10 protein-coding genes are annotated in these 11685 nt (G+C 61.2%); 7 read left to right on the top strand and 3 right to left on the bottom strand.

Going from position 1 to position 11685, the window contains the following annotated elements:
• The first annotated feature begins 35 nt into the window (after nt 1-35).
• The 7 genes from K328_RS0109085 to tcuB all read left to right on the top strand — a co-directional run bounded on the left by K328_RS0109085 (nt 36) and on the right by tcuB (nt 6822).
• A complete protein-coding gene (locus K328_RS0109085; RefSeq protein WP_036553276.1) occupies nt 36-725 on the top strand; it encodes a FadR/GntR family transcriptional regulator in 690 nt (229 codons plus the stop codon).
• Between the two features lie 91 nt (nt 726-816).
• Nucleotides 817-1791, top strand: coding sequence for an ABC transporter substrate-binding protein (locus K328_RS23215; protein WP_084608183.1), 975 nt, complete (start codon nt 817-819; stop codon nt 1789-1791).
• 71 nt (nt 1792-1862) lie between these two features.
• Nucleotides 1863-2627 carry an ABC transporter permease gene (locus tag K328_RS0109075; RefSeq protein ID WP_084608182.1) on the top strand — a complete coding sequence of 255 codons (765 nt, stop codon included), beginning with the start codon at nt 1863-1865 and terminating at the stop codon, nt 2625-2627.
• Nucleotides 2614-3414, top strand: a complete 801-nt coding sequence (locus tag K328_RS0109070; protein ID WP_028465711.1) for an ABC transporter ATP-binding protein — start codon at nt 2614-2616, stop codon at nt 3412-3414. The genes K328_RS0109075 and K328_RS0109070 overlap by 14 nt, the downstream gene beginning before the upstream one ends.
• 8 nt (nt 3415-3422) lie before the next feature.
• Entirely contained in the window at nt 3423-4175 is a 753-nt protein-coding gene (locus tag K328_RS0109065) for an ABC transporter permease (protein WP_028465710.1), read from the top strand.
• A 150-nt stretch (nt 4176-4325) separates the two neighbouring features.
• Complete coding sequence (gene tcuA, locus K328_RS0109060; RefSeq protein ID WP_205620601.1) at nt 4326-5726, top strand: FAD-dependent tricarballylate dehydrogenase TcuA; 1401 nt, start codon at nt 4326-4328, stop codon at nt 5724-5726.
• Nucleotides 5716-6822: a tricarballylate utilization 4Fe-4S protein TcuB gene (gene tcuB, locus K328_RS0109055; protein WP_028465708.1), complete on the top strand. Its 1107-nt coding sequence runs from the start codon at nt 5716-5718 to the stop codon at nt 6820-6822. The genes tcuA and tcuB overlap by 11 nt, the downstream gene beginning before the upstream one ends.
• A 72-nt stretch (nt 6823-6894) precedes the next feature.
• Here tcuB and K328_RS23210 read toward each other — a convergent pair whose 3' ends face one another.
• From K328_RS23210 to K328_RS0109040, 3 genes are all read right to left on the bottom strand, one after another.
• Nucleotides 6895-9147 (bottom strand): xanthine dehydrogenase family protein molybdopterin-binding subunit, encoded by a 2253-nt coding sequence (locus K328_RS23210; RefSeq protein WP_036553275.1) that lies wholly within the window; start codon nt 9145-9147, stop codon nt 6895-6897.
• Nucleotides 9148-9364: 217 nt separating this feature from the next.
• Nucleotides 9365-10441, bottom strand: coding sequence for an FAD-binding oxidoreductase (locus tag K328_RS0109045; RefSeq protein ID WP_028465707.1), 1077 nt, complete (start codon nt 10439-10441; stop codon nt 9365-9367).
• A gap of 3 nt (nt 10442-10444) precedes the next feature.
• Complete coding sequence (locus K328_RS0109040) at nt 10445-11671, bottom strand: aromatic ring-hydroxylating oxygenase subunit alpha (RefSeq protein WP_028465706.1); 1227 nt, start codon at nt 11669-11671, stop codon at nt 10445-10447.
• Between the last annotated feature and the right edge of the window lie 14 nt (nt 11672-11685).

The raw sequence follows: 11685 nt of genomic DNA, 5'->3' as shown, positions 1-11685 counted from the left end.
ATGGACAAATTGGTCAACCAGTTTGAGGTGGTGAGGTGCTGAAAAGGTTGGAGCCCTTCGAGCGGGAAGATCCGGTTTCGGTCCTGCGGAACTTTATCTCGGGCGGCGGCTATGCTCCCGGTGACCGGCTCCCGGCCGAGCGGGAGCTGATTGTCAGCCTTGATATGAGCCGTGCAACCTTGCGCAAGGCACTTGATGTGCTGGAGCGTGACGGAACCATCTGGCGTCATGTCGGCAAGGGTACCTTCATCGCCAGTCAGGGTGGCCCGGACGGTGCCGCCCATCTTCTGGAGCTTGGTCGCCACTTAACGCCGGTCAAGATGACCCGGGCACGGCTTTGCATAGAGCCGGCAATCGCTCGCGAGGCGGCGATCAATGCGTCGCGGGAGTCGATCCTGACCATCAATACGATCAAGGACCGGGCACGGAACGCGACAAGCTGGGCCGATTATGAAGCGGAAGACGATCATCTGCATCGCGCGATCGCGGTAGCCACGGACAATCCGTTGCTGGTCGGCATATTCGATCAGCTCAATCAGGTGCGCCGTGCCGTTGCGCTCGGCAATGTCGTGCGTGGCTCGGAGCGTCCGCCTGAAAACCATTCCAGTTTTACCGAGCATGAGCGGATTACAGCGGCCATAGAGTCGCGGGATCCATCTGGTGCAGAAGCGGCGATGCGGCAGCATATCGCGTCCGTCTCCGCGCGTCTTTTCGGGGAGGACTGACCGCTTAACTCAAAAGGTCTGTTTACGGCAAAGAGGGGAAAACCCCCAGCCACGGGAGCTCTGTCTCGAAAGTGAACAAAGGGAGGAAACAATGAATAGAATTTTCAAAGCGGCGATCGCGTTCTGCCTCACCGTTCCATTCATCACCATGATGACGGTCTCGTCTGCCCAGGCGGACAAGATCCGCATTGCCCTTGCCGAAACGCCGTCGGATGAGCTTGCGGCATTCTTCGTCGCTCTCGACCGGGCCAAGGCAAACGGTCTCGACTACGAGTGGACGGCATTCTCGGACGAGGAACTGGCTATTCAGGCCGTTCTCAGCGGCCAGATGGATATCGGCTTCGGCACGCCCTATGCGGCGATGCAGCGCTCGCGGGCGCCAATCCGGATCGTTTTCCAGCTCTCCAAGCTGAAGTTCTTCCCTGTGACCTCGAAGAAATACAGCAAGCTTGAGGATCTGAATGGCGAGCCGATCATGCTGCATTCTCGCGGAGGCGGGACGGATTCGATCGCAAACGTGATCGAGGACAAGCTCAACATGAAGTTTGGCAAGCGCTCCTACGTGCCCGGCTCGTCGAACCGAATCGCGGCGCTTATCGCCGGTCAGACGGACGCGACGATCGTCGATCTTTCGAACAAGAACAAGCTGATGAAGCTGCAGGGCGACAAATTCAACGTGCTGCCGATGTTCGAGGTCGATGCCAGTGACGAGGCCCTGTTCGGAAACCTCGACTGGATCAAGGCGAACGAGAAGGACGTCGATGTCTTCGTGAAGGCGCTGCTCAGCGTCTGGCGGGACATGCACAAGGATCCGACGATCATCAGCCGGGAAACCAATCCCGACGGGCCTATCGGGCAGCTGCCGAAAGAGATTCTCGACAGCCTCGACGGGTTCTATGCGGATGCCGTGGCGGGTGGTCTCTACGATCCGAACGGCGGCGGGCGCAAGGCCGCACAGGCGGACATGGAATGGTACTCGGCCGCGGGGCAGCTTACCGGCGGTCTCGCGTCATTGAAAATCGAGGACTTCTGGTATCTGAAGCCGCTCGACGACGCGTCGAAATAATCCCTGTTTGCGGTCGCCGGGCGTTGTTCTCGGCGACCGCGTTTTTTTGATCGAACCATCTGGAGCGGTCGATGACCGGCTATCGCTCACTTTTTCTGAAGGTGCTGTCCGCCGTACTTGTGTTCGGCGCTTGGGAGATCGCCGGCCGGATCCCGGTCAGCTATTCCTTCCCGACATTCCTCGATACCATGTCGGCGCTGGTTGCCCTGACACTCGACGGCACCATGCTCCGGGCCTATGCGGAGACGCTTCAACCGCTTGCGGTCGGGATCTCGATTTCCGCCGTGTTCGGTATCGGAATCGGGCTGTGGGTCGGGCTGAGCGCGCGCTTCGACTGGCTTTTCTCGCCGATCTTCATCGTCATGCAGGCGGCGCCCCTGGCGGCTCTTATTCCCTTGCTCGTGATGGCCTACGGAGTTGGCCTGACCTCGAAAGTGTTCGTGGTCTGCATCATGGCAATGCCTGTGATCGTACTGAATACAGGGGGCGCAGTCCGCAACACGCCCTCGTCCTTGCAGGAAATGGGGCGCTCCTTTCTTGCCCGTGAAGACCAGATCCTCCTGAAGGTGATTATCCCGGCGGCATCGCCAGTCATCTTTTCGGGCCTGCGTCTTGGTATTTCAGCGGGCTTTATCGGCGCCATCCTGGCGGAGTTGAAGATCACGCCGACCGGGGTCGGCGACATCATTACCTACAGCCGCTCGATCGCCGATTATCCCAGCATGTATGCGGCCATCTTCTCGATCATCCTTTTCGCCGTGCTGTTCCTGAACCTGGTTGAACGGCTTGAAAATGTACTCTTCAAAGGAAACGACCGTGGCTATGTCTCAGATTAGCGATAGGCCGGACAGTGCTTCAAAGCCGGTGCCGGAGAACGCGGTTGCGGCGCGCAATGTCTCGAAGAATTACGGCGACGTTGAAGCCCTGCGCGATCTGTCGCTCGATTTTCCGCGCGGTCAGCTGACGTCGCTGCTTGGCCCGTCCGGCTGCGGCAAGACAACCCTGCTGAAGATCATCGCGGGTCTCCTGGAGCCATCATCAGGCGAGATCCTGGTCAATGGCGAGCTGGTCGATGGACCCGGTCCTGACCGGGCGTTTGTCTTTCAGGACTTCGCCCTTCTGCCCTGGGCCAGCGTGATCCGGAACGTCGCCTTCGGCCTGGAACTCAGAGGGGTTGCCAAGTCGGAGCGGGAAGCGATTGCCGAACGCTATATTAAAGATGTCGGTCTCGCCGGTTTCGAGAACAGTTTTCCGCATGAACTCTCTGGCGGCATGCGCCAGCGCGTGGGTCTTGCACGGGCGCTCTCCGTCGATGCGCAGGTCTTGCTGATGGACGAGCCGTTCTCGGCCGTCGATGAACAGACCCGGCGCAAGTTCCAGGAAGATCTGCTCAATCTTGTGGCGAACGAGAACAAGACCTTCATCTTCGTGACCCACTCGATCGAGGAGGCTGTCTATGTCTCCGACCAGATCGCCATCCTGCTGCCCCGGCCGAGCCGGGTTTCGGAAATCATCCGGCCGTCCGGGATCCGCGGCAAGGGCGCCGACAGCATCCGGCGCGATCCGGAATATCTCGATATCGTCGACCGGATCTGGGCGTCCCTGCGCAGTTATGTGGAGTAAGGGCTGAAATGAAACTTTTCGGCTATACGCTTCCCGGCATGTCGTCGCTGATCCTCTGGGGACTGCTCTGGGAGATCGTCGGCAGACTCGATGTGACCTTTTTCGTGCCGCCGCTTTCCGAGGTGGTGAGCACCCTGATCTCCGTTATCGGGACCCCGGCATTTTTGAAGGCCCTGTACGAAACGGCCTACGCGTTCTTCGCCGGTGTTTTCTTTGCCGTCTTCATCGGTATTCCGACGGGCATCCTGATGGGCAAGAGCCGCCTGCTCGATGAACTCCTGCTGCCCTGGGTGAACATGTTCCTGAGCGCGCCCCTGACGGCATTGGTGCCGGTGCTGATGGTCCTGTTCGGTTTCGGCATGAAGGCGATCATCATCACCACCACGCTGTTCGCGATCTGGATCATCATCCTGAATTCCCGCGCCGGCGTGCTGCAGATCAACCGGTCTCTGGTGGAAATGGCCCGCTCTTTCGGGGCGTCGCCGCTGGACGCCTTTTTCAAGATCTATTTCTGGGCCGCCCTGCCGGAAATCCTGGGCGGCGTGCGGATCGGCGTGATCCGAGCGGTCAAGGGCGTGATCATCGGCCAGCTGCTGATCTCCATCGTCGGCTTCGGGGCGCTTTTCGAGCTTTATGCGAACAACTTCCTGATGTCCCACTTCTGGGCCGTGCTGATCGTGCTCTTTGCCCTCGCCTTCACGATCTCGGAAAGCCTCTCCTATCTTGAGCGCCGGGTCTCCTATTACGCGGCGAAGCGCTAAGGCCGGGCGAAACACGCGCGTCCAGGCCGATTGACTGCATGACGAAATATTGTATACAATCCTTCCAAGAAGGCCGCTGACCGGTATCGCTTGATGCTTGGCCGAACGGCCCGCCGAAGGAGAGAAACCCTGTCTGAAATTACCAATAAAGTGTGGGATGTCGTCGTTGTCGGCGGTGGAAATGCAGCCTTGTGCGCGGCCATCGAAGCGGCCGAGGCCGGCTGCCGGGTGATCATCCTCGAAGGCGCTCCGAAGACCTATCGAGGCGGCAATTCGCGCCACACACGGAACTTCCGCTGCATGCATCAGGGGCCGCTTTCGGTCCTGACGGATAGCTATGAAGAGGACGAGTATTTCAACGACTTGCTCCTCGTGACCAAGGGCAATACGGACGAAGACCTGGCCCGGCTGGCGATCCGTACCTCGGAGGACTGTCTGCCGTGGATGGAAGCGCATGGTGTCCGGTTCCAGCCATCGCTCTCCGGCACCCTTTCGCTGGGGCGAACGAACGCCTTCTTTCTCGGCGGCGGCAAAGCTCTTGTGAATGCCTATTACAACACGGCCGCCGATCTCGGTGTTGAGGTGGTCTATGAGGCCCAGGTGAAGCATGTCGAAATTGAAGGCGGCCGGTTTCAGGCGGTCGATGTCGAGATCGCGGGCGCTGCACCTTGCCGGGTAGAAGGCCGCGCCATCGTGCTCGCTTCCGGTGGTTTCCAGGGCGATATCGACTGGCTGGCCCGTGCCTGGGGCCCGGCGGCCCGGAATTTCCTGATCCGGGGTACGCCCTACAATCGTGGTGTCGTTCTGAAGGACATGCTGGATCAGGGCGCTGACAGCGTTGGCGACCCGACTCAGTGCCATGCTGTCGCTATCGACGGACGGGCACCGAAATTCGACGGCGGTATCGTCACCCGGCTCGATTGCGTGCCGTTCTCCGTTGTCGTGAACAAGGATGGCGAGCGGTTCTACGATGAGGGCGAGGATGTCTGGCCGAAGCGCTATGCCATCTGGGGCCGTCTCGTCGCCGCGCAGCCCGATCAGGTTGCCTATTCGATCATCGATGCGAAGAGCAGCACGCTCTTCATGCCCTCGGTTTTCCCGGCGGTGCAGTCGGACACGCTGGAGGGGCTGGCGGAACAGATGGGTCTTCCCGCCGCGAGGGTGCGCGAGACCGTCGACGCCTTCAACGCGGCCTGCAGGGAGGGCGACTTCCATCCGACAGAGCTGGACGGTCTGGCGACCGAAGGTGTCGAGCCGCAGAAGACCAACTGGGCCCGGCCGATCACGGAGCCACCTTTCTACGGCTATTCCCTGCGCCCCGGTGTCACCTTCACCTATCTCGGGCTGAAGGTGGACGAGACCGCGCGGGTGACCATGGAAGGACAGAAACTTGAAAATGTCTGGGCTGCGGGAGAAATCATGGCCGGAAGTATCCTGGGCGAGGGCTATCTCGCCGGTTTCGGCATGACCATCGGCACTGTGTTCGGCCGGATTGCCGGGCAGGAAGCCGCCAAGGGTGCAACCCGGGGAGTGAACAGCAATGCCGCTTGATCACGCGACACAGACTCCGGCCTCAGATACTCCGGCCGCAGACACCCTGACCGACGAAGCGCGCCGTCAGATCGAGATCTGCAATGCCTGCCGTTATTGCGAGGGCTATTGCTCGGTCTTTCCGGCGATCACCCGGCAGCGGGCCTTTGCTGATGGGGACATCACCCAGCTTGCCAATCTCTGCCACAATTGCCGGGGCTGCTATTACGCCTGCCAGTATACCGAGCCGCACGAGTTCGCCATAAACCTGCCGAAAGCGCTGGCCGAGGCGCGGGCGGAGAGTTGGGAACGGTTTGCCTGGCCGGGCTTCCTGGCGGGCCCGTTTCATCGCAGTGGCGTTGCCATCGCGGTGGCGCTGATTGTCGGCCTGGCAGCATTGTTCTGGGCGGCGCAGGCCTTGAAGCCCGATGGCGGGGAAGGGTTCTACGCAATCCTGTCCCACACTATGATGATCACGATCTTCACACCGGCTTTCCTGTTGCCGCTGCTGGCGATTTTCGTCGGCTTGCGCGCCTACTGGAAGGAGGTCGGCGGAGAGCCTGTCAGCCTTGCTCATCTGAAGGCGGCCTTCGTGGACGCGGCGAAGCTGAAGAACCTCTCAGGCGGCGCAGCGGAAGGCTGCAATTTCGAGAAGGGCGACCGCTTCACCAATGTCCGGCGCTGGCACCATCAGGCGGTGATGTATGGCTTCCTGCTCTGCTTTGCCTCCACAGGTTCGGCGACGCTGATGCACTATCTCTTCGACATGCCGGCACCTTACGGGCTGTTCTCATTGCCTAAGCTGCTCGGTATCCCGGGCGGCCTTTTGCTGACACTTGGCGGCCTTGGCATGGCGGTGCTGAAGACACGCGGCGAGAAGGACCTGGGCGCGCCCGCGCTCTGGGGCGGCGAGATGGCTTTCGTATTGCTGTTGAGCTTCACCGGAGGCAGCGGTCTCGCCCTCTATGCCGCGACCGGCACGGCGGCGGTGCCCGTGCTGTTGCCATTGCACCTCGGCGCCGTGCTGACCTTCTTCCTGCTCACACCCTATTCGAAGATGGTGCACGGTTTCTTCAGGCTGGCGGCTCTGGTGCGCGACGCGCAGCAGAAGTCCTAGACCCTATCCGGAAAAGAAAAGCCCCGCACCATTCGGTGCGGGGCTTTTTGTATGCGTTTGAAAGCGGTGTTTCTATTCCGCCGCCATCTTCGTCGCGTCCAGCTTTTCCAGGACCTTGGGCGGGGACATCGGCAGGCTGTAGAAGCGGATGCCGAGGGCGTTGTAGACGGCGTTCCGGATCGCTGCCAGCGGCGGGACCAGCGGGACCTCGCCGACACCACGGACACCTTGCGGGTGTTTCGGGTTCGGGACCTCGATGATCACGTTGTCCAGCATCGGCACGTCGGAGCAGACCGGCATGCGGTAATCCAGGAAGCCCGGATTATCGACCTTGCCGTCCTTGTTGTAGATGTATTCCTCGTTAAGCGCCCAGCCGATGCCCTGCACGGCACCGCCCTGCATCTGGCCTTCGACATAGGCCGGATGGACCGCTTTTCCGACATCCTGGAACGAGGTGTACCGGATCACGCGAACGATCCCGAGATCGACATCGACCTCGACGTCGCAGACATGCGTCGCAAAGCCGCCTTCGGCCCCGGCGGTGTTGAGCTGGACGCCCGCACCGATCGGCCCGCCGGTCTCATTCGACCGTGCGGCCAGCTCCTTGAGTGTCAGAGGCTCGAACTTGCCGGCATTTTCTCCAGCCGGGCGGGCTGCGCCGTCCGACCAGGTGACGGCTTCGGCCTCGATGCCCCAGATCTTGGCTGCGAGACCCCGAAGCCTTTCGATCACCTGTTCCGTCGACTGGGTGACCACCATGGCCGAGGCAAACAGCACGCGGCTGCCGCCGGTCAGGTTGCTGTAGCCGATGGTCGCGGTGTCGCCGATCAGGACCGAGACCCGGCGATAGTCGATGCCGAGCAGTTCGGCGGTGATGTTGGCGATTGAGGCACGGGAGCCGCCGATATCCGGATGGCCTGTGGTGACGACGACGTTGCCGTCCTCGGTAATGTTCACCTGGGCGCTCGACTCGCCGCCGGCATTGAACCAGTAGCCGCTGGCAACGCCGCGTCCCTGGAACTTGCCGAGAGGTGCCTTGTAGTGCTCATGCGCGAGCGCGGCCTTCACCGTCTCGGCATAGCCCATGACCGGATAGACCGGGCCGTGTGCTGCCTTGGTGCCCTGCTTTGCCGCGTTCTTCAGACGCAGCTCAAGTGGATCGATGCCGATCTCCTCGGCGACTTCGTCCAGCACGCTTTCAACCGCATAGGCGCCGATCGGCGAGCCCGGGGCCCGGTAGGCTGCGACTTTCGAGCGGTTCGAGACCACGTCATAGCCGAAGGAATGGACGTTCGGGATATCGTACGGCGCGAAGCAGCAGCCGCAGGCGCCGCGTATCGGTGCGCCCGGGAAGGCGCCGGCCTGCAGGTAGTGCACAGCCTGCGCGGCCACGATGGTGCCGTCTTTCTTGGCGCCGATCTTGACCATGCTCTTGGCACCGGAGGTCGGCCCGGTCGCCCGCATGACTTCCTCGCGGCTCATCACCATCTTCACTGGCCGGCCCGACTTCTTCGACAGCATGGCTGCGACGGGTTCCAGATAGATAATGGTCTTGCCGCCGAAGCCGCCGCCGATCTCGGCCGGGATCGCGCGAATGTCGCTCTGCGGAATACCTGTCAGGAACGCGGTCATGGCGCGGACCATGAACTGGCCCTGGCTGGAGCTCCAGACCGTCATCTTGTCATCGGGGGTCACGTTGACGAGGCAGGCATGGGGCTCGATATAGCCCTGGTGCACCGGCTTCGTATCGAAGCTGCGCTCGACAATCACATCGGCTTCGTCGAAACCGGCATCGATATCGCCCAGCGTGTGCTCAAGCGTGCCGGCAATGTTGGACGGCTTGCCTTCGAACTCGATGAAATCGTGCAGGATCGGGGCATCGTCGGCAATGGCGTCGTCGATCTCGATGGCCCAGGGCAGGACTTCGTAATCCACTTCAATGAGCTTGCAGGCTTCCTCGGCGATGGCGCCGGAAGTTGCCGCAACCGCTGCGACCGGATGCCCGTGGAACAGGGCTTTCTCGCGCGCCATGACGTTGCGGCACATCCAGCGCATGTCCTGAATGCCGAGCGGCACCGGTGTGTGAACGGAAAAGTCGACGATATCCTTGGCGGTGACGACGGCCTTCACGCCGGGCAGTGCCTCGGCTTTGGAGGTGTCGATGGAACGGATGATCGCATGGGGATGCGGGCTTCGCAGCACCTTGCCCCAGATCATGCCCGGCATGTTGGTGTCCGCCGCATAGGCGGCCTTGCCGGTTACCTTGTCGGCGCCGTCCGGACGGATCGTGCTCGTGCCGATCCATTTATTTGAAATCTCGCTCATACTGACTCTCCCTGCGGTCCGGGGCTTTCTGCTGCCCCGTTCATCCCGACTATGCCGACCGTCACTAGACGATCCCGGCAAAATTCACTGTTCGCTTGTGGAAGCGTACACGGTCTTCGCGCTTCTGAACAAGGTCGGGAGCGCGAAGGGAATGTGCCGATTTGCGCAATGGCCGGATTAAGGGGCCGGAGAGAGGATCTGCTCACTCACAGAAGGCTTAAACCTCAACCTCAATCCGCCCGATCGGGTTGGAGCAGCAGGCGAGGATATAGCCAGCCTCGATATCGTCTTCCGAGATGCCGCCGTTATGCACCATGTGCACCTCGCCGGAGAGCTTCTTGATCCTGCAGGTGCCGCAAACACCGAAGGTGCAGCCGGACGGGATATTGAGTCCGGAGGCCTTGGCGGCGGCGAGCACCGTGTCGGTCTCTGCGCAATGCCCGGTAACACCGGAGGCGGCGAAGACGATTTCCGCCCTGGCGCCTTCCTCGGGAACCGTATCGTCCAGCTCCGGGATATCCTCTTCCTTGGCGACCGGCGCATGGAAGCTTTCCTGATGGTAGTGCTCCATGTCGAAACCGAAGCCGGCAAGCGCATCGCGGACGGACTGCATGAAAGGCTCCGGGCCGCAGCAGAAGACTTCGCGCTCCAGGTAATCCGGCGTCATCAGGCCCAGCATGAGCTGGTTGAACATGCCCTGGTATCCGGTCCAGGGACGGTAGATATCAGGCTCCTCAACGACGAACTTGAGGTCGATACCCGGGTCCCGGCTCGCCATATGTTCAAGCCGTTCGCGGAAGATGATCTCCGACGGACGCCGGGCGCAATTGATCAGCACCACGTCCGAGCGGGTACCGAGATCGAACATGTAGGTGCTCATGGACATCATCGGCGTGATGCCCGAGCCAGCGGAGATGAAGAGGTATTTTTCCGCCGGATGCTGCGCCATGCAGAACAGGCCGGCTGGGCCGATTGCCTTGATCTTCATGCCTGGAGCGAGATTGTCGATCATCCAGCGGGTGCCGACACTGGTTTCCTGCGCCTTGGCGGTGATCGAGATCGAGCGCGGCCGGGAGGGCGAGGAGGAGATCGTGTAGGTCCGGTGAACCGGGCCACCCGGTACCGGAATTTCGAGCGTCAGGAACTGGCCTGCCTGAAAGTCGAACAAGGCTCCGGACGGGGCCCGGAAGGTGAACGTCGCTGTATGCGGCGCCTCCGGCAGTATGGAGACACATTCAAGCGGCTCGCTGTCGTGCCACACGCCGGCATCCAGAATGGGGGATGGCGCGGCCATTAATTACTCCGCCGCCAGCATGGTCGGACGCAGGCGATCGCCCATTGCATTGCAGTACCAGTCCACGAAGGAAATCACGCCACCTTCCTGGGTACGGGAATAGGGGCCGGGCTCGTAGGCCGGCGAGTTGATGCCATGCTGGTTGTCTTCGACCACACGGCGGTCTTCGTCGTTCGTTGCGGTCCAGACTTCGGTCAGGCGTTTCAGATCGTAGTCCTCGCCCTCGACCGCATCCTTGTTGACCAGCCACTTGGTGGTGACTTCTGTTTCGGTCGGTCCGATCGGGGTCACCCGGAAGACGATGGAATGGTCAGCCAGGAAGTGGTTCCAGGTTGTCGGATAGTGAAATTTCAGCAAAGTGCCGGCTGACTTGTCGGCGATCCGGCCGAGGAACTTGCTGACCGCAACCTTGCCGTCCATCGTGTAGCTTTCGGCGCCCTCAAGCAGGGGCATCCGGGTCACCCGGTATTGCATGTTGTCCGACATCTGGAAGCGGGACGGAAAGCCTTGCGCCTCCATTCGCTCGAAATGTGTCTGCAACTGCAGTGAAATCCCGTCGACGCCGAAAAGCGTCGGATCTTCCGGAAAGGTACGGCACAGGCTCGGGTGGTTTCCGCTACAGTGATAGCATTCGCGGTTATTCTCCCAGACCAGCTTCCAGTTGCCTTTCTCGATGATGCTGCTTTCGTGCGCGACCTTGGCGTTGCTTAGATCGTGCGGGGCAAGATAGGGCTGAACAAGATCGGCGAAGGCGTCGAAGTCGGGCGCGTCGTCGGCGAGGCAGATATAGACGAGGCCGGAGAGTTCGCGGCAATGCACAGGCTTCAGACCGTGCTGCGAGGCGTCGAAATCAGGTCCCATGTCCCTGGCCCAGAGCAGCTTGCCGTCGAGCTCGTAGGTCCACTGGTGATAGGGGCAGACCAGTTTCGGGGCATTGCCCTTGGCGGCCTTGCAAATTACCGATCCGCGGTGCCGGCAGGTATTGTGGAAGGCACGGATCACGTTGTCAGCGCCGCGCACGATGATGACGCGATAATCGCCGACCTTGTGGGTGACATAACTGCCGGGTTTTACCAGCTCGCACGCCGGGATCGCGAACAGCCACTCGCGATACCAGATCTGCTCCATGTCGAGCCGGAAGATATCAGGGTCACCGTAGAAGGGCTGGGCCAGACTGTGGCCGCTTCGGCGCTGGTTCAGCAGGGCCAGCATGTAGTTGCGCGCGCTCATCTCTCATCCTCGCA

It is taken from the genome of Nisaea denitrificans DSM 18348, assembly GCF_000426505.1.
In the GTDB taxonomy this organism is placed as follows: Bacteria; Pseudomonadota; Alphaproteobacteria; order Thalassobaculales; family Thalassobaculaceae; genus Nisaea; species Nisaea denitrificans.
Note: the sequence above shows the minus strand (reverse complement) of the source record. Positions and strands in the feature narration are given on the sequence as shown.